This is a genomic window from Bacillus spizizenii TU-B-10 (assembly GCF_000227465.1).
GTDB classification, from domain to species: Bacteria; Bacillota; Bacilli; order Bacillales; family Bacillaceae; genus Bacillus; species Bacillus spizizenii.
On sequence record NC_016047.1, the window covers coordinates 2262505 to 2279022 of the forward strand.

A 16518-nucleotide genomic window follows, 5' to 3' on the forward strand; every position below is an offset into this window, starting at 1 on the left:
TCATGCACGTAATTGTTTTTCATTTGCAGGTATATAAGCTTTTGAAAAGGACAATTCAATGTCTGCTGGTTTTAAACGTTTAAAAAACGATCCCTTTTGCAGGTCATCTGTTCCTTTCGTTTCCACCATCACCAACGGAAGATGATAGCGGATTGCAAGCTCTACAGGATCTATAGGACCATCTAATGAAAGAATCAGGCTTTGTCCTTTTTCCAGCTGTTTCGTCACATCTTCATATACCTTTTCTGAATCACCGTCTGAAATCACATCCATCCGATCTAGCCATTGCCCGATAAAAGGCAAGCGAAATACTTTTGGATTGGCAATAAAACCGGCCGGTTCTTCAATATATCCAGCAATTAAGGCCAGTTCAGCCAAACGCAAACGAGGATGCACATACAAAACAGGACCGCGCGGTATTGGCTCAGGCTGATGGATCGTCACAACTGAACCGGTGATGCCGATACAGCCTTCCAAAAACGCCTTTGGCTGCTCGTAGACAAGAGTCATCTGTTTTTTGTATGACAGACGGGGATCAAGCATCCTTTGATTAAATAATTGTTTCATATTTTTTAACAGCATATACACAATATAAACCACTAGCAAGCTGTAGCGAACCAATTAAAATCCTCCCACTTCAGAAGAATTCTTTTTTTCAAACACCAGAAATTCATAATCGTACGGGTTTTTTTCGTCCTTGATCCCCCGTTCAGAAGAAACCAGCTTCCAATTGGTTTCATCAAATTCGGGGAAGTGGCGGTCACCCTCAAACTCGTGATGAATTTTCGTCATATACAGTCTGTCCGCATAAGGGAACAGTGCTGTATAGAGCTGAGCCCCTCCGATCACAAAGCATTCCTCAGAGCCTGAACAAATGTCCAAAACATCCTTTAACGAACTGACAACCGTGCATCCCGGAAATTCTGAAGCCGGCGCTGATGTGACGACAATATTTTTCCGGTTTGGAAGCGGACGTCCAATCGATTCATATGTTTTCCGGCCCATAATGATTGAATGGCCCGATGTTACTTTTTTAAAGTACGCAAGATCATTGGGCAAATGCCACGGCAAATCATTGTCTTTGCCGATCAGCCTGTTGGCATCCATCGCAAAAATGAACGAAATCATACGCTGACCGCTCCTTTAATATGAGGATGCGGATCATAATCCTCGATGATAAAATCCTCAAATGCAAAGTTGAAAATAGAATCAATCTCTCTGGCGAAACGAAGCTTCGGCAGCGGGCGAACGTCTCTTGTCAGCTGCAAATTGACCTGTTCAATATGATTTTGATAAATATGAGCATCGCCAAATGTATGAATAAACTCGCCCGGTTCAAGCCCAGTCACATGAGCAATCATCATGGTTAACAGGGCATAAGAAGCAATATTAAACGGCACACCGAGGAAAACATCAGCAGAGCGTTGATACAGCTGACAGGACAGCTTGCCGTCAGACACGTAGAATTGGAACAGGCAATGGCACGGCGGCAACGCCATTTTATCAATTTCACCAACATTCCATGCGCTCACGATTAAGCGTCTGGAGTTCGGATTTGTCTTAATATCTTCAATAAGTCGCGAAATTTGATCAACGGTTTCCCCGTCAGCTCCCCGCCAAGAACGCCATTGTGAACCGTATACAGGTCCGAGTTCCCCGTTTTCATCAGCCCACTCATTCCAGATCCGCACTCCGTTTTCCTGCAGATAGCGTACATTGGTATCCCCTTTTAAAAACCACAGCAGCTCATGCGCAATTGATGTAAAGTGGAGTTTTTTTGTGGTCAGCATTGGAAAGCCTTCCTGTAAATTAAATCTCATTTGATACCCGAAGGTGCTGATTGTTCCGGTCCCTGTCCGGTCTCCTTTTTTTTTGCCATGCTCTAATACATGTCTGCATAAATCCTTATACTGTTTCATTTTTTTCATCCTTTAAAAGTAGTCTTCTAGTAGTGTAACACAATAAAAAATCATTTCTGAACCCAGAAATGATTTTTTTATAGTCAGCTGATGACAGGTTTTTCATCCTGTTCTTTTTCTTCATCTTGAAGATCCTGATGCGTATGAGCAATTCTGCTCGCCGCTGCTGCCGCAAGGGCTGCCACAATATCATCCAAAAAGGTATGAATACCGTCTGGACTTTCATCAAGTTCCTTAATGATTCCAATCTTCTCTTTATCCAAATAACCGAAGTTGGTCAAGCCGATCGATCCGTACACATTAACGATTGAAAGAGGGATAATTTCATCTATGCCGTAAAGCGGTTCATCCGTTTCAACAAGGTGCTGCAGCGGTTCCGGAAGAAGTTTCTGCTCAGCGAGCTGATCAAGCGCAAGACCTGTTAAAACAGCATGAATAATTTCACGTTTGTTCAGCACTTTATTTACATTCTCCATGCACACACTGAGCGGCAGATTTGGATTGTATTTTTCCTGAAGTTTTTGAACAATCCGCGCAATATCTTCTATCATAACGCCCCGTTTATTTAGCATATCTTTTGTTATATCGACCATTTCATTCATTGTGTACTTTTTCATGTCTAATGGCATCTCCTTTACGCACTCATCCAGTTGGGAGGCGTGTTGCGGTCCCAGTAAATGCTCCCAAGCTCATGATGTGATTGAAATCCATCTTCTGCTGTATGATAGTGAAAATTAAACCAGTAGCCGTCGTGAGGCGGGTGGTCTCTTCGCACATGAAATCTGAGGAGATCTTCTCCAGTCGTCCGATTGTAAACGTTGAAAATTTTTTCCGTTTTGCCCGCTGAAGGCATGCTTGAAATCACAACATCCTGATACGCCTCATCATCTTGCAATGTTGCTAAATAATCACTAATCACGTTTTCAATTTGCGGCAGGATCTCTTTCCGATAGTCATCCTCAATGACCGGAGCGATTTTGCTGCCGAATTTCAAAAAGGACTGATCCTCAGCACTGTCAAAGAGCTGTTCCTTGTAGGATTGAAAAAGCAGTTCAGGGTCTTGCCTGTCTTCCGACTCATCATCATCGTACAGATCATGCTCATCATAAAAAGCGGTGTAATCATTCTGCTCAAGACTGCTCGGCTGTCCGGAGGGCTTGTCCGCCATAAGAGCAGCCGGAGGAGATACGAGCCCGAATGTTACGATGGTAAATAAAACTACAAGAGTCTTTCTCATCCACAATTTCATGACTGCTTATTCCTCTCTATTTTATTGTCATGTTTCTCTTATTTTAGCACACCCGAAACATGCAAGTCATGTATGATATGAAACTGATATGCAAATTAGGAGATTTGTTGCTTTGCGGTTTGTGTAAAAACGCTTACAATATTATGTGAAAGGAGGCTTTCCGCATGATTGACGCCCTGTTTGCCACAGTTTCACTCTTAACATTGTTATACTTTGTCGTCATGGAAGTCACCGATTAACAGAAAGCCCGTGATATCAATCACGGGCTTGTTTTGCTTGCGACTTGAATAACGCCATAATGGAACAATGCTGTTTTTCTTTTCATGACGTTAAAACCAAACTGTTCAAATCGCGGGCTTTTCCAGTGGTCTTTTAGCACAACGCTTTTTCTGGCAGCGCGCATCGCTTCTTTGATACACCCTTCGTGCAAAACTGAATCCTCTGCCAAATCCCGTAAAGGCGCGATGCCGTCAGACGTCTCTACAGGCTCATGAAACATTGGATCGAAATAAACCACATCAACAGAGTTGTCAGGAAGCTGCTTGATGTATTCAAAGCAATCCCCATTCTTCACTTGGATTCTTCTCATTGCAGCTTGAAGCTCTTCTATGCCCGTTTCCCATGAATGCAGTCCCGTCCTCACGAGAACGGACACAAGATGGTTTTTTTCAATCCCAATCACAGAACCCGTTTCGCCTACTGCCATACTTGCGATAATGGCATCCGAACCCAGCCCGAGTGTGCAATCTAAAAACGTGTCCCCTTCCGATAAACCAGCTGCCCGAAGCATCGGCTCCTGCTCCCCCCGTATGAAGCGTTTAGCTCTGAACATCGCTGTATTCGGGTGAAAAAAGAATTTGGCACCTTGTTTCGTATAAAGTTCAAACCGCTCTTTGCCGACCACAAGCACATCACGTTCAGCTGACTTCAGCAGGTTTTCAACCGTTTGTTTATTTCGGCCGCAGTATGGCATATCCAGCTCTAAGGAAAGCTGCGTTGCGGTTTTTATGGTGTGTTCAGACGGTCTATAGCTTGTTGTTATCATCTTCAGTACTCCTAAAAAGAAAATGCCCGGAAAACGGGCATTTAGCAGTGTGCATCAAAGGCAGCGGTCAAATTTTTCATAATCTCTTCCATATCGTGTCCTTCAATTTCATGACGTGGAATAAAATGTACGACTTCTTTGCCTTTCAAAAGAGCCATTGACGGTGAAGAAGGCTCCTGGCCAGTAAAATACTCACGCATTTTTGCAGTAGCTTCTTTATCTTGACCCGCAAATACAGTCACCGTATTGTCAGGTGTTTTGTCATGCTGGAGGACTGCCTGTGTTGCTGCAGGACGCGCGAGGCCTGCCGCACAGCCGCACACAGAGTTAACGACTACAAGTGTTGTGCCCTCTGCCTTTTCCATAAAGTTTTCTACTTCTTCCGCTGTTGTTAATTCATCAAAACCTGCACCAGTCAGCTCGCGGCGCATCGGTACGACAAGCTGGCGCATGTATTCTTCATAAGCCATTGACATAAAAAAAGCCCCCTCTATTATCCTTCATCTGAAGTAAGGATACTATAGAGAGGGCCGGATTTCAAATGTTCACGCCTTAAAATAGAAGAAAGAGTTCCCCGCTGTCTAGATTTTCATGATACCGCCGGTGTTGGCGCTTGTCACAAGTTTAGAATAACGTGCCAAGTAGCCGGTTTTCACTTTCGGTTCAAACCCTTTCCAGTTGGCTTTCCGTTTTTCCCATTCTTCCTCTGGCACTTGTACATCCAAGATACGTTTTTCAATATCAACGATGATATGGTCTCCGTTTTCAACAAAGGCAAGCGGTCCTCCCTCTGCGGCCTCTGGTGATACGTGACCGATTGAGAGTCCTCGGGAGGCTCCGGAAAAACGTCCGTCTGTAATCAATGCCACTTTCGGTCCGAGTCCCATTCCAACGATTTGAGATGTAGGCGCAAGCATTTCCGGCATGCCAGGTCCGCCTTTTGGCCCTTCGTATCGGATGATGACAACGTCGCCTTCTTTTACTTTCCGGTTGATAATGCCGTCAAGCGCCTCATCCTGAGAATCAAATACGACAGCCGGCCCTTCGTGTCTCGTGATACCGTTTTGTACGCCGCCTGTTTTAATGATAGCGCCGTCTGGAGCCAGATTACCGAATAAAACAGCAAGGCCGCCCTTTTCAGTGAATGGTTGATCCAGCGGATGGATGATGTCATAATCCTTTACTTCATGTCCAGCAATGGTTTCTCCAAGTGTTTTTCCTGTAACAGTCAGCGCGTCCAAATGAAGCGCGCCTTCTTTCTTGGAAAGCTCATTCAGCGCTGCTGACACACCGCCCGCTTCATGAAGATCTTCAATAAACACATCAGATGCAGGAGCCAGCTTGGCCAAGTGCGGCACGCGCTCAGCGACTTCGTTAATGCGTTCTAAAGAGTATTCAACGCCGGCTTCGTTTGCAAGGGCAAGCGTATGAAGAACGGTATTTGTTGAACCGCCAAGCGCCATATCGAGTGCAAACGCGTTATCAATCGCTTTTACAGTGACGATATCACGCGGTTTGATATCTTTGCGAATGGTTTCCATTAATTGCGCAGCCGACTTTCTGACAAACTCTTTGCGTTCCGGTGATGTCGCGAGAATGGTCCCGTTACCCGGCAAAGCAAGTCCAAGTGCTTCGGACAGGCAGTTCATTGAGTTCGCCGTAAACATCCCAGAGCAAGACCCACATGTTGGACATCCGAACTGCTCTAATTCTTGAAGTTCGTTTTCATTGATTTTTCCGGCTTGGTAAGCGCCTACCCCTTCGAATACTGAGGAAAGGGAGATTTTCCGTCCGTCACTTGTTCTTCCTGCCGCCATCGGCCCTCCGCTGACAAAAATCGTCGGAATGTTGATGCGCATTGCCGCCATGAGCATTCCCGGCGTGATTTTGTCGCAGTTCGGAATACAGACCATTCCGTCAAACCAGTGTGCGGATACAACCGTTTCCACAGAGTCAGCGATGATTTCACGGCTCGGCAGCGAATATCTCATACCGATATGCCCCATCGCGATGCCGTCATCTACTCCGATGGTATTAAATTCAAACGGTACGCCCCCAGCTTCTCTGATTGCTTCTTTTACGATTTTTCCAAACTCCTGCAAGTGAACATGACCAGGAACGATATCAATGTATGAATTACAAACCGCAATAAACGGCTTGCCAAAATCCTCTTCTTTTACGCCTGCTGCACGAAGCAAACTGCGGTGCGGAGCTCTATCGATTCCTTGTGTGATCATGTTACTGCGTAATTCTGCCATGGTGATCCCCCTAAATTCTTTCAATTGTTAGATTGGATTTTATTTTAACAATTTTCAGTTTATTTTTGGGCTGTTTTTGCAAAAAGATAAAATACAGGCCGCCCTCGCCTTGATTATTTCCTTCATGTTTTTATATTTATATAGCTTTCTATCGATGTGAACCCTCCAACTATTAATATTGTTACTTACTATAAATAGTTTTCGGGTATTTTTCAACAATATTCGAAATAATTTTTATAAAAAGTGAATTCATATAAAAAAGGTGCATGATCTGCACCCTTTTCTTTCTTTTATTCACCTTTATTTCTACTCTCTGTCATTTGTTTCCAAACAGAACCTTTTGCTTCTTCTCCATGCTCAATACGCTCAAGCGCCATTTTCACTTGAAGGCTGACCTCAAATTCGGGATCATCTTCGGCAGCGCGCAAAGCTTCAATTGCACTTTCATCGCCTACTTCGTACAGGAACATAGCCGCACGCCAGCGGACAAGCTTGCTGGAGTCGCTTAACGACTTGATCATAGCAGGAATAGCTTGAGGGTCGCCGATATCAGATAGGCAGTCTCCGGCCGTTCTTCTGACTGAGACAGCTTTGTCCTCAAGTGCTTTATACAATAGAGGAAGAACATCAGGTGTTTCAATCATTCCTAAGTACACAACAGCCTGTCTTCTGATGGACACCTTGGGATCATCCAATGCCTTTTGTAAAACCGGGATATCCTCCTCTTTCGGGTCCATCTGTTCCAGATGTGCATAACGCTTTTTCCAGTCCTCATCATCCAGCATGTCGAGCGTTACTTTATACGCTTTGCGCTGTACTGCTTGTTTTGCTTCGCCCTTTCCTTGAGCGGCTGCTTCTGTCAGCCGTTTCAGCCGATCATCACTGTATGCGGCCTGAAGCTCTTCTGTCACGTCATGACCGATTTCATTAAAGTCGCCGAATCTAACGCCTTGTTCTTTCCAGGCCCGCTCAAACACAACATTTGAGGCTTCAGATCTGAGTTTTAAGATCGCCTGCTGAAAGCGTTCAGGTAAGCCGAAGCGCTCTTCCCGCTCCCCATCCGTCAATTTGACCTGCATAGGAATGCCGCTGAACATCTGTACAAAAACTTTCACCTCTCCAAAAGACTCTTGATCAGAGCGGTTTTCTTCTGCGCTTTCAGCACTTTCCATCCCAAATGCAGTGCGGACTTGCGGTAAAATGTCTTTCCAGTCGTATCTTGCATTTCGTTCAACAGCAAGAAAATCAGCGACGTGATAAACCCCTTTAATCCCTTCTATTTTAAGGATTTCCGCTATAACAGGCGGTGCGCCTTCTGCTTGATCCGGTTTATAGTTATTGCTTTTGCCCGCCGGAAGCTCTTCCGTTAAGATAACCTTCATTGTATTCGGGCTTGGCGTAGGTTCAATTGATTTTATCTTCATGATCGTCCTCCTATAGCATATCTGTGACTTATTCTATCATAGTCGCCCTAAGCCTTCTATTACGACGTTTTGGCATCAATCCCGGGTATATCTTTTTCTAATTGACGGACAAACTGAAGCATAAAATCGTGTCTTTCTTCTGCCAGTTCCCGTGCGGTGTCTGTATTCATCATATCTTTCAGCCGCAGCAGCTTATGAAAAAAATGAGCGTAGGCGCTTTGATCATCTCCATAAAGGCCGTGCCCTTTTGCACCCGCAAACATGAAAGCTCTCGCAATGCCGACAGCACCAATTGCATCAAGCCTGTCAGCGTCCTGTACGGCCTTTCCCTCTATGGAGAGCGGCTCCCCCTCAAACTTTTCCCTGTCCCGAAAGGACATCCTTGTGATAATGTGAATCACTCTGTCAGCATCCTCTTTTCCAATTCCGAAAATAACGAGCTGATCATATACTTCGCTCACAGAGAGCCTGACCGTATCAGGAAGTTTGACATCAATTAAATCATGAACCAACGCCGCTGTTTCAACGATGAACAAATCCGCGTTTTCCTTTTCTCCAATATACAAAGCAAGATCTGCAACTCTTGATACATGAAGCCAATCATGTCCAGAACTTTCGCCTGTTAGGACAGATTGCACCCATGTTCTGATTTGCTCAGCCTGCTTCAATTCCTTCATAAAAACACCTCTTTATTGCCCTAATAGCTTCATGATAACGTCTTCCAGCTCTTTCGGATTTGTATTTGGTGAATATCGGCCAACGATTTCTCCGTTTCTGTCCACTATAAACTTCGTGAAATTCCACTTGATCGCCTTAGTTCCCAGCATCCCTTTCGCGTGCTCCGTCAAATACACAAACAGCGGGTGGGCGTTTTTTCCATTTACTTCTACTTTTGAAAACATAGGAAACGTAACACCGTAATTTGTTTCGCAAAAATCCTGTATGTCTGCCTCGTCACCAGGCTCTTGGTTCATAAATTGATTGCAGGGGAACCCTAAGATCTCCAGGCCCTCCTGCTGATATGTATCATATAACTCCTGAAGCTGCTTCAATTGGGGAGTAAAGCCGCATTTACTCGCTGTATTCACGATCATCAATACCTTTCCGGCAAAAGGCTGAAGTGTCATGTCTTTCCCTGTTATTGTGCGTACCTTCATATCATATATAGACATGTAAGTCCCTCCTATGTCCCTGCTGCTGATTATTTTACCTTTTTTCTATCTCAATTCAAAATGCAAACACCTTTTATCAGAACTCTTAAGAAATGAATCAAATAAGTGGTGAGCATCTGCTCATTATAAATTCATGTGGCTCATATTTTTACTTATCATTCTATAAAACAATACAATTCCCTTCTGAGATACATCATGGAAAATCATTTTACTGTGAAACCAAATGATGTATCTATGCGTTTTATTTAAAGAGTTTTCTGTTGTTTCCCCTCAACTCTTATAGATAGATTGAAAATTGGCGTGAAAATTCCTATAATGAAGAAAATCAAACGGGGAAATGATGGAGGTGGCACGTTGCCTATTAATATACCAACACACCTGCCGGCAAAACAGGTGCTTGAGAGTGAACATATATTTGTAATGGATGAAAGCAGAGCATTTCATCAGGATATCCGGCCGCAAAAAATTATCATATTGAATTTGATGCCGAAAAAAATCCAAACAGAGACTCAGCTTCTCAGATTGCTTGGAAATTCACCTTTACAGGTTCATTTTACATTTTTAATCCCAAGCACACACACGCCGAAAAATACTGCAAGAGAACACCTTGACGAATTTTACACGACTTTTTCCAATATCCGTCACAAGAAGTTTGACGGCATGATTATCACCGGTGCGCCGATCGAGCATTTGGCGTTTGAAGATGTTTCATATTGGGAAGAGCTCAAAGAGATCATGGAGTGGAGCAAAACAAATGTCACTTCAACCTTGCATATTTGCTGGGGCGCTCAAGCAGGTTTGTATTACCATTACGGTGTGGAAAAAATTCAAATGCCGAAAAAAATCTTCGGTGTGTTCGAACATTCAGTTCTTTCAAAACACGAAAGATTGGTAAGAGGTTTTGACGAGCTATACTATGTGCCGCATTCCCGGCATACAGATATAAATATGGAACAGCTTCAAGCAGTGCCCGAGTTAAATATTCTTACCGCATCGAAGGAAGCTGGGGTTTGCTTAATTGTGTCTAAAGACGAAAAACAAGTCTTTTTAACAGGGCACCCTGAATATGATACAAATACGCTTCTTCAAGAGTATGAAAGAGATCTTGAACGAAACCTTTCTACTGTCGAGGCGCCTAAACATTATTTTGCAGAAGACAGCAAGCAGCCGGTGAATCGCTGGAAAGCGCATGCGACATTATTGTTTATGAACTGGCTGAATTATTACGTTTACCAAGAAACTCCTTATGAATGGGACTAATTTTTCTTTTTTTAGTGATACGCTGAGCAAAAAATATGATAAAATACATCTGATTCAGTATGCGTATAACAAAAATTTAAAATAATGGAATCCAAATCTTTTAAAATTAGCTTAATTTTTTCACTGCATTAATAATTTGATTATGTATTTGTGTTATGTTTATGTATAGACAATAACTCCTTACGATGCATGAAGCTTGCTTGTTGTTGATTACATTGAGGTGAATTTACTTGAATACCAATAAAAGAGTATTAATTTTGACTGCAAATTACGGAAATGGACATGTGCAGGTAGCCAAAACGCTTTATGAGCAATGTGTACGTCTCGGCTTTCAGCATGTAACAGTTTCTAATTTGTACCAAGAGTCAAATCCGATTGTTTCAGAGGTAACTCAGTACCTTTATTTAAAAAGCTTCTCAATCGGGAAACAGTTTTATCGTTTGTTTTATTACGGAGTTGACAAAATCTATAATAAACGTAAATTCAATATTTACTTTAAAATGGGTAATAAACGATTGGGCGAACTTGTCGATGAACATCAGCCTGATATTATTATTAATACATTTCCGATGATCGTCGTGCCGGAATACAGACGCCGAACAGGCAGGGTCATCCCTACCTTCAACGTTATGACTGATTTTTGCCTTCATAAAATTTGGGTTCACGAGAACGTGGATAAATATTATGTGGCGACAGATTATGTGAAGGAAAAATTGCTGGAGATCGGTACTCATCCAAGCAATGTAAAAATCACCGGAATCCCAATAAGGCCACAATTTGAAGAATCCATGCCAGTGGAGCCGATATATAAAAAGTATAATCTTTCACCAAATAAAAAAGTGCTTCTAATCATGGCAGGCGCCCACGGTGTATTAAAGAACGTAAAAGAGCTGTGCGAAAACCTTGTCAAAGATGATCATGTGCAGGTGGTTGTCGTGTGCGGAAAAAACACGGCTTTAAAAGAATCTTTAAGTGCGCTTGAAGCAGAAAACGGTGACAAATTAAAAGTTCTTGGCTATGTGGAGCGCATTGATGAGCTGTTCCGGATCACAGATTGCATGATTACAAAACCTGGAGGCATTACTTTGACAGAAGCAACTGCCATCGGTGTGCCTGTCATTCTGTACAAACCCGTGCCTGGCCAGGAAAAAGAAAATGCAAACTTCTTTGAAGATCGCGGAGCTGCGATCGTCGTGAACCGTCATGAAGAGATTCTCGAGTCAGTCACTTCCCTTCTCGCAGATGAAGATACTTTACAGCGCATGAAGAAAAACATTAAAGACCTTCATTTAGCAAACTCATCTGAAGTGATTTTAGAGGATATCCTGAAGGAATCAGAAATGATGACGGCCAAACAAAAAACCAGAGCGCTATCTTGATGATGTTTTGGAGAGCACACGAAAATCGTGTGCTCTTTTTATTTATATTCATTCATTTATAAAAGCGGTTACATTTTTTTGTGAAACTTGCTCTTCTTTTGAAAAATAAGCAGTTTCGAAACTTGACGGGTGCTCCCAGATGGTGTATAGTTGAACCATCATTTAACAATGAATCAACGTTAAATGGTGACAAAATTTTTTTTAGCACACGGGTGCTACAGTACTAGGAGGAATTAAGCAATATGCAAAACGGTAAAGTAAAATGGTTCAACAACGAAAAAGGATTCGGCTTCATTGAAGTTGAAGGCGGAGACGATGTATTTGTTCACTTCACAGCTATCGAAGGAGAAGGATACAAATCATTAGAAGAAGGACAAGAAGTTTCTTTTGAAATTGTCGAAGGTAATCGTGGACCTCAAGCTTCTAATGTTGTAAAACTCTAAACTCAATACATGATGATGAGATGACAAATATAGGAGAGGCATTTGCCTCTCCTATTTGATTTTCATCTGGATCTCAATCGCCAAAATATTTTGTTTGCACCTCTGTTCAATCTCTTCAACGTGTTTTTCCATTGACGGCTTCCCTTTTTTTGCGATATCCGCCAGTTCTTCTAAATCACTGTATATTTCTATAAATGTTTTGTGAAGGATCGACTTCAAGTCTTTATCATCCATAGCTGCGTTCCCCTTCTCTGCCAAGATACCTCAAATAGTAAAACAGCCCTATTTATTCTGGTTCAATAGTTATATCGGCTTATTTTCATTTTATTTTCTATTTTAGTACATAAATTTTAAAGAAACTCTGCAAAATAATCGCGGAGGTGTTTGTTGTGACTTCAGAATTTCATGATGAGGATCAGACTGGCTTTACGGATAAGCGGCAGCTGGAACTGGCGGTGGAAACAGCGCAGAAAACGACAGGAGCTGCGACGAGAGGCCAAAGCACAACATTAGTCGATTCCGCATACCAAGCCATTGAGGATGCAAGAGAACTGTCACAATCTGAAGAGCTGGCAGCTCTCGATGATCCTGAATTTGTACAGCAGCAACAGCAGCTGCTGGATGACAGCCAGCATCAGCTTGATGAATTTAAAAAATAAAAACCGCAGCTTCTGCGGTTTTTATTTTTTAGTGATTGGTTAAGACATCTCCGTATGCTTTCAGCTTTTCACCAACCGTACATTTATTAATACAAAATGAATGCGCATAGGTTTTGCCAAATTCTTTGCGAAACTGCTTCTTAATAAAACAGTCCTTGCAATATTCATCGTGCAGTTCTGTCAGTTCTTTAAAGATCATTTTCTTATCCAAGATCGTCATCTCCGTTACGGTCTAATTTCGTGTGGCTTTCTACGAATTGATGGGATAGAATTTTTTTAGCGAGCCCGTCAGCTTCCTGGTTGTCTTTCCGCTGTATGGTTTCGTAGGTTGGAGTAAGCTTCATCGATTCAAGGAGTGCTTCTATTTTGTCCAGCCATTCATTATGAGACGGATCATAGCAAGGCCAGCTGCCGTCAAGCTGATTCAGAACCACAAGCGAGTCCCCTTTGATCGTAATTGAATTTCTGCTTGCCCCAAGCTCTCTTACTTCTCTTATTGCTTCATAAAGCGCCGCGTATTCAGCTTCATTATTGGTTTTCAGCCGGAAGCTTTTATTTTTTCTCAAACGATGCCGGATTCCTCCCAATGAATAATAAATGACGATTCCGAGTCCGGCCAGTTCGCTCTCCTTATCGAAACTGCCGTCAAAATAAACAATAATGTCATCAGGCTCTTGAGCAAGCTCCTCTGTCAGCTTTTCCAATTCCTTCAGCGACCAGCTGCCGCCTTTCTCGTCTTCGAACTCGAGTTCTTTCATGTATGGATAACGGCCAAGTTCTCTTGCGAGCATACGTGCTTGCTGTGCTGTCAGCCAGTCTTCGCCCAAAAATGAGACGGTTCCCGTCCCTTTTGCTTCTATTTTCATATGCGGTCTGAGCTTCATTACAATCACCTTACCATTCATTAGTTGCCGGGCTTGTGCTATAATCAAACCAATCTTAACCCCGGAAAGGAAGCATTTTCATTTTGTTTAATAATTCGTTTTGGATCATTTTTGCGATCATTCATTTTATCATTGTTCTTTTATTTTATAAAGGATTTGGCAAAATGGGACTATTTGTTTGGATCGGTTTTGCGACAGTCTGCGCCAACCTTCAAGTCGTAAAAACAGTCGAACTGTTTGGCTTAACAGCAACGCTCGGGAATGTGATGTACGGCACAATCTTTTTTGCGACAGATGTGCTGAATGAAAAATACGGACCGGCTGAAGCCAAAAAAGCGGTATGGCTCGGATTCTCAACGCTCCTGACGCTGACATTTGTCATGCAAGGCGTGCTGCTTTTCGAACCGGCTTCCAGCGACATATCACAAACAGCACTGGAAACGATTTTCGGATTCCTTCCACGAGTCGCGTTAGGAAGTCTGCTTGCCTTTATCTTCAGCCAAACGCTGGATGTTTATGTATATTCGGCAATTAGAAGGATATTTCCTTCTGATCGGCTTTTATGGCTCAGAAACGGCGGCAGTACAGCAGTCAGCCAGCTGTTTGATACATTTATATTTACTGGTGTCGCTTTTTTCGGCATTTATCCTGCAGGCGTTTGGCTTCATATTTTTATTTCTACATATTTGATTAAGTTTGCGGTATCTTTGATTTCATTGCCTTATGCCTATGCAGCAAAAAAAATGATACCGAATGATGAAAGGAGTTCCTAATGCCTACAGAAATATATGTAGATGGCGCAAGCGCCGGTAATCCCGGACTTTCCGGCATCGGCATTTTTATCAAACATGAAGGAAAAGCAGAATCTTTCTCTATTCCAATCGGAATGCATACAAACCAGGAAGCCGAATTTCTTGCATTAATTGAAGGGATGAAGTTATGTGCAAAGCGCGGGTATCAATCTGTTTCCTTTCGAACCGATTCAGATATTGTGGAACGGGCCGCTGAGTTTGAAATGGTTAAAAATAAAACGTTTCACCCGTATGTGGAAGAAATCATCCGATTAAAAGCGGCCTTCCCTCTTTTTTTCATCAAATGGATACCGGGCAAACAAAACCAAAAAGCCGATCATCTGGCAAAAGCAGCGATCCGGCTGAATGACAAGAATGAAATCTCGATCAATGGTCATCCTAATGACGAGGTGAACAAACATGAAAAAGAAAGATAAAGGCCGGCTGACCGGCGGTGTTACTCCGCAAGGCGATCTGGAAGGCAATACACATAATGACCCTAAAACAGAGCTTGAGGAAAGAGCCAAAAAAAGCAATACAAAACGCTAGAAGATCTACACGATCTCTCTAGCGTTCAGCTTTTCAAGCATGCGCTCAATTCCTTTGATTTGGTGGCGGCGAAGCATGTCAGCCGCCTGCTCCATTTGCAGGGTAAATAAAGCGTCTTTCAGTGTGCAGACCAGCGGAACAGAGCAATGAATTTCCGCAAGCTTCCTCGACATCTCCAAATCGCTTAAACCTTGCTGAATTTTCCCCTGCTGTCCCTTCGGAAGAAGAGAAAGATTTTCTAATAAGCGGTCAATTGTTTCATATTCACGAATCAGTTTGTAGGCTGTTTTTTCTCCGATCCCTTTGACGCCAGGATAGTTATCACTGGAATCACCCATAAGCGCTTTAATATCAATCAAAGCCCTCGGCAGAACGCCTGTTTCTTCATAAAAAGTCTCTTTTGTATAGACTTTATAATTTCCTATTCCTTTTTGGAGCAGAGCCACGCTTACTTTATCCGTTAACAGCTGAAGTAAATCTCTGTCCCCTGTTACGATCGTAATGTCAGCTTCATTCGCAAACAAAGCGGCAAGAGTTCCGATACAATCATCCGCTTCATACCCAGCAAAACCGATATTCATGATACCAAGCTCAGCGGCCGCTTCCTTTGCCAAATCAAACTGCGGGATGAGCTCCACAGGCGGTGCACTGCGGTTCGCCTTATAATCTTGGAACAGGTCATTTCGGTACGTTTTGCTTCCCATGTCCCAGCAGCAGACGACGTGTGTTGGCTGGAAAGTTTCAACAGCTGTGATCAAATGCTTTAAAAATCCGTTGACGCCGTTCGTCGGCATCCCGCTGTCATTTATCATAAAGTTGCGATGCACGGCCGTGGCAAAAAACGCCCGGAATAAAAGAGCCATGCCGTCAACTAGCAATAGTTTATTATTATTCATAAGATATACTCCCTTTTCTTTCATTCTTTCTATTTTACCATAAAGCGCGCAAAAATAAAAAACAGCATCTCTTCAATTAGAGATACTGTTTTAATATCATCAGTCGTTGTGTCTTTTGTTGCTGGCGATCAGCTTTTCAGCTTCGCGTCCTGCGTAAGAGTCAAAATGGGTTTGAAATCCGTTTTTCTTTTTGGCATTGTTATTCGCCTGTGCATTTCTGTTTCCCAGTTTTGTTCTGCCCAACATGAATCCCCCCTTACATCGGATACATATAGTATATGCTTCCGGCAGGAGATTCACTCGCGACAGGATCATCCAGCTTACATACGGCTTACGTATTCTCTGACCATTTCTTTTGATACAAGGCGTCTTGTAGGGACGATGCCTTTTTTGGCGAGCTGATTGATCTGCTCGGTAATTTCATTAATTGCATCTGTAGTAAAAGGCTCATCGTTTTTGCATTTTGAAACCGCTTCTTCAATGGCCATTTCACGCATGTTTTCAAGACGCATAAATGCTTTGATATGCTCGTGCTGTTTTGATGAATGTGCTGAAATTGCTTTATGTACCTCTGACATGAATCGTTCATC

At 42.8% G+C, this 16518-nt stretch carries 25 protein-coding genes; 8 read left to right on the forward strand and 17 right to left on the reverse strand.

What is annotated here, in order from left to right; genetic code table 11:
• The 11 genes from GYO_RS33045 to GYO_RS33095 form a co-directional block, all read right to left on the reverse strand.
• A complete protein-coding gene (locus GYO_RS33045) occupies positions 1 to 621 on the reverse strand; it encodes a lysophospholipid acyltransferase family protein (protein ID WP_014114140.1) in 621 nt (206 codons plus the stop codon).
• Positions 622 to 1128 carry a dihydrofolate reductase DfrA gene (dfrA, locus tag GYO_RS33050; protein ID WP_014114141.1) on the reverse strand — a complete coding sequence of 169 codons (507 nt, stop codon included), beginning with the start codon at positions 1126 to 1128 and terminating at the stop codon, positions 622 to 624.
• Positions 1125 to 1919 carry a thymidylate synthase gene (locus GYO_RS33055; protein WP_014114142.1) on the reverse strand — a complete coding sequence of 265 codons (795 nt, stop codon included), beginning with the start codon at positions 1917 to 1919 and terminating at the stop codon, positions 1125 to 1127. The genes dfrA and GYO_RS33055 overlap by 4 nt, the downstream gene beginning before the upstream one ends.
• Positions 1920 to 2002: 83 nt before the next feature.
• The gene (locus GYO_RS33060; protein WP_014114143.1) at positions 2003 to 2536 is read right to left on the reverse strand and encodes a phosphatidylglycerophosphatase A family protein; all 534 of its coding nucleotides are present in this window, start codon (positions 2534 to 2536) and stop codon (positions 2003 to 2005) included.
• A gap of 17 nt (positions 2537 to 2553) precedes the next feature.
• Positions 2554 to 3168, reverse strand: a complete 615-nt coding sequence (locus tag GYO_RS33065) for a YpjP family protein (RefSeq protein ID WP_041520984.1) — start codon at positions 3166 to 3168, stop codon at positions 2554 to 2556.
• Positions 3169 to 3427: 259 nt separating this feature from the next.
• Positions 3428 to 4213 carry a class I SAM-dependent methyltransferase gene (locus GYO_RS33070; protein WP_014114145.1) on the reverse strand — a complete coding sequence of 262 codons (786 nt, stop codon included), beginning with the start codon at positions 4211 to 4213 and terminating at the stop codon, positions 3428 to 3430.
• A 41-nt stretch (positions 4214 to 4254) separates the two neighbouring features.
• On the reverse strand, positions 4255 to 4689 hold the full coding sequence (gene brxA / locus GYO_RS33075; RefSeq protein WP_003218231.1) for a bacilliredoxin BrxA: 435 nt from the start codon (positions 4687 to 4689) through the stop codon (positions 4255 to 4257).
• Positions 4690 to 4794: 105 nt separating this feature from the next.
• On the reverse strand, positions 4795 to 6471 hold the full coding sequence (gene ilvD, locus GYO_RS33080) for a dihydroxy-acid dehydratase (RefSeq protein ID WP_014114146.1): 1677 nt from the start codon (positions 6469 to 6471) through the stop codon (positions 4795 to 4797).
• A gap of 290 nt (positions 6472 to 6761) precedes the next feature.
• Positions 6762 to 7895: a conserved virulence factor C family protein gene (locus tag GYO_RS33085; RefSeq protein ID WP_014114147.1), complete on the reverse strand. Its 1134-nt coding sequence runs from the start codon at positions 7893 to 7895 to the stop codon at positions 6762 to 6764.
• Positions 7896 to 7954: 59 nt separating this feature from the next.
• Positions 7955 to 8572: an Mn(2+)-dependent (deoxy)ribonucleoside pyrophosphohydrolase gene (gene hdhQ, locus GYO_RS33090; RefSeq protein WP_014114148.1), complete on the reverse strand. Its 618-nt coding sequence runs from the start codon at positions 8570 to 8572 to the stop codon at positions 7955 to 7957.
• A 12-nt stretch (positions 8573 to 8584) separates the two neighbouring features.
• The gene (locus tag GYO_RS33095) at positions 8585 to 9067 is read right to left on the reverse strand and encodes a glutathione peroxidase (protein ID WP_014114149.1); all 483 of its coding nucleotides are present in this window, start codon (positions 9065 to 9067) and stop codon (positions 8585 to 8587) included.
• Positions 9068 to 9421: 354 nt separating this feature from the next.
• On the opposite strand from GYO_RS33095, the gene metA reads away from it, so the two are divergent.
• From metA to cspD, 4 genes are all read left to right on the forward strand, one after another.
• On the forward strand, positions 9422 to 10327 hold the full coding sequence (gene metA, locus GYO_RS33100; protein WP_041520985.1) for a homoserine O-acetyltransferase MetA: 906 nt from the start codon (positions 9422 to 9424) through the stop codon (positions 10325 to 10327).
• A gap of 230 nt (positions 10328 to 10557) precedes the next feature.
• Complete coding sequence (locus GYO_RS33105; RefSeq protein ID WP_014114151.1) at positions 10558 to 11706, forward strand: diglucosyl diacylglycerol synthase; 1149 nt, start codon at positions 10558 to 10560, stop codon at positions 11704 to 11706.
• A gap of 80 nt (positions 11707 to 11786) precedes the next feature.
• The gene (locus GYO_RS43745; RefSeq protein ID WP_120698826.1) at positions 11787 to 11933 is read left to right on the forward strand and encodes a hypothetical protein; all 147 of its coding nucleotides are present in this window, start codon (positions 11787 to 11789) and stop codon (positions 11931 to 11933) included.
• A 15-nt stretch (positions 11934 to 11948) separates the two neighbouring features.
• On the forward strand, positions 11949 to 12149 hold the full coding sequence (cspD, locus tag GYO_RS33110) for a cold-shock protein CspD (RefSeq protein WP_003153604.1): 201 nt from the start codon (positions 11949 to 11951) through the stop codon (positions 12147 to 12149).
• A gap of 51 nt (positions 12150 to 12200) precedes the next feature.
• On the opposite strand, the gene degR is transcribed toward cspD, so the two are convergent.
• A complete protein-coding gene (degR, locus tag GYO_RS33115) occupies positions 12201 to 12383 on the reverse strand; it encodes a transcriptional regulator DegR (protein ID WP_003218247.1) in 183 nt (60 codons plus the stop codon).
• A gap of 155 nt (positions 12384 to 12538) precedes the next feature.
• On the opposite strand from degR, the gene GYO_RS33120 reads away from it, so the two are divergent.
• Positions 12539 to 12808, forward strand: coding sequence for a DUF2564 family protein (locus tag GYO_RS33120; RefSeq protein WP_014114153.1), 270 nt, complete (start codon positions 12539 to 12541; stop codon positions 12806 to 12808).
• A 28-nt stretch (positions 12809 to 12836) separates the two neighbouring features.
• Here the strand turns inward: GYO_RS33120 and GYO_RS33125 are convergent, their stop codons facing one another.
• Positions 12837 to 13019, reverse strand: coding sequence for a zinc-finger domain-containing protein (locus GYO_RS33125; RefSeq protein WP_004397944.1), 183 nt, complete (start codon positions 13017 to 13019; stop codon positions 12837 to 12839).
• On the reverse strand, positions 13012 to 13692 hold the full coding sequence (locus tag GYO_RS33130) for a ribonuclease H family protein (protein WP_014114154.1): 681 nt from the start codon (positions 13690 to 13692) through the stop codon (positions 13012 to 13014). The genes GYO_RS33125 and GYO_RS33130 overlap by 8 nt, the downstream gene beginning before the upstream one ends.
• Positions 13693 to 13775: 83 nt before the next feature.
• Here GYO_RS33130 and GYO_RS33135 point away from each other — a divergent pair, with 83 nt between their 5' ends.
• The 3 genes from GYO_RS33135 to sspL are packed head-to-tail and all read left to right on the forward strand — an operon-like array spanning position 13776 to position 15032.
• On the forward strand, positions 13776 to 14465 hold the full coding sequence (locus tag GYO_RS33135; protein WP_003218253.1) for a queuosine precursor transporter: 690 nt from the start codon (positions 13776 to 13778) through the stop codon (positions 14463 to 14465).
• A complete protein-coding gene (locus GYO_RS33140) occupies positions 14465 to 14920 on the forward strand; it encodes a reverse transcriptase-like protein (RefSeq protein WP_014114155.1) in 456 nt (151 codons plus the stop codon). Before GYO_RS33135 ends, GYO_RS33140 begins: the two co-directional genes overlap by 1 nt.
• Positions 14904 to 15032 (forward strand): small, acid-soluble spore protein L, encoded by a 129-nt coding sequence (gene sspL / locus GYO_RS33145; protein ID WP_003218255.1) that lies wholly within the window; start codon positions 14904 to 14906, stop codon positions 15030 to 15032. The genes GYO_RS33140 and sspL overlap by 17 nt, the downstream gene beginning before the upstream one ends.
• Before the next feature lie 5 nt (positions 15033 to 15037).
• Here sspL and exnP read toward each other — a convergent pair whose 3' ends face one another.
• From exnP to GYO_RS33160, 3 genes are all read right to left on the reverse strand, one after another.
• A complete protein-coding gene (gene exnP / locus GYO_RS33150) occupies positions 15038 to 15928 on the reverse strand; it encodes a 5'-3' exonuclease ExnP (protein ID WP_014114156.1) in 891 nt (296 codons plus the stop codon).
• 99 nt (positions 15929 to 16027) lie between these two features.
• Positions 16028 to 16174, reverse strand: coding sequence for a protein YpzF (gene ypzF / locus GYO_RS33155; protein WP_003230761.1), 147 nt, complete (start codon positions 16172 to 16174; stop codon positions 16028 to 16030).
• A gap of 74 nt (positions 16175 to 16248) precedes the next feature.
• Positions 16249 to 16506, reverse strand: coding sequence for a YpbS family protein (locus tag GYO_RS33160; protein WP_003218262.1), 258 nt, complete (start codon positions 16504 to 16506; stop codon positions 16249 to 16251).
• Between the last annotated feature and the right edge of the window lie 12 nt (positions 16507 to 16518).

Bases quoted from the DNA above. Each gene is read 5' to 3' on its own strand.
- GYO_RS33140 (WP_014114155.1), top strand. From the start codon at position 14,465: ATGCCTACAGAAATATATGTAGATGGCGCAAGCGCCGGTAATCCCGGA.
- GYO_RS33095 (WP_014114149.1), bottom strand. From the start codon at position 9,067: ATGTCTATATATGATATGAAGGTACGCACAATAACAGGGAAAGACATG.
- sspL (WP_003218255.1), top strand. From the start codon at position 14,904: ATGAAAAAGAAAGATAAAGGCCGGCTGACCGGCGGTGTTACTCCGCAA.
- hdhQ (WP_014114148.1), bottom strand. From the start codon at position 8,572: ATGAAGGAATTGAAGCAGGCTGAGCAAATCAGAACATGGGTGCAATCT.
- dfrA (WP_014114141.1), bottom strand. From the start codon at position 1,128: ATGATTTCGTTCATTTTTGCGATGGATGCCAACAGGCTGATCGGCAAA.
- GYO_RS33070 (WP_014114145.1), bottom strand. From the start codon at position 4,213: ATGATAACAACAAGCTATAGACCGTCTGAACACACCATAAAAACCGCA.
- brxA (WP_003218231.1), bottom strand. From the start codon at position 4,689: ATGTCAATGGCTTATGAAGAATACATGCGCCAGCTTGTCGTACCGATG.
- GYO_RS33060 (WP_014114143.1), bottom strand. From the start codon at position 2,536: ATGAAAAAGTACACAATGAATGAAATGGTCGATATAACAAAAGATATG.
- GYO_RS33065 (WP_041520984.1), bottom strand. From the start codon at position 3,168: ATGAAATTGTGGATGAGAAAGACTCTTGTAGTTTTATTTACCATCGTA.
- GYO_RS33085 (WP_014114147.1), bottom strand. From the start codon at position 7,895: ATGAAGATAAAATCAATTGAACCTACGCCAAGCCCGAATACAATGAAG.
- degR (WP_003218247.1), bottom strand. From the start codon at position 12,383: ATGGATGATAAAGACTTGAAGTCGATCCTTCACAAAACATTTATAGAA.
- GYO_RS33160 (WP_003218262.1), bottom strand. From the start codon at position 16,506: ATGTCAGAGGTACATAAAGCAATTTCAGCACATTCATCAAAACAGCAC.
- GYO_RS33130 (WP_014114154.1), bottom strand. From the start codon at position 13,692: ATGAAGCTCAGACCGCATATGAAAATAGAAGCAAAAGGGACGGGAACC.
- GYO_RS33055 (WP_014114142.1), bottom strand. From the start codon at position 1,919: ATGAAACAGTATAAGGATTTATGCAGACATGTATTAGAGCATGGCAAA.
- ypzF (WP_003230761.1), bottom strand. From the start codon at position 16,174: ATGTTGGGCAGAACAAAACTGGGAAACAGAAATGCACAGGCGAATAAC.
- cspD (WP_003153604.1), top strand. From the start codon at position 11,949: ATGCAAAACGGTAAAGTAAAATGGTTCAACAACGAAAAAGGATTCGGC.
- exnP (WP_014114156.1), bottom strand. From the start codon at position 15,928: ATGAATAATAATAAACTATTGCTAGTTGACGGCATGGCTCTTTTATTC.
- ilvD (WP_014114146.1), bottom strand. From the start codon at position 6,471: ATGGCAGAATTACGCAGTAACATGATCACACAAGGAATCGATAGAGCT.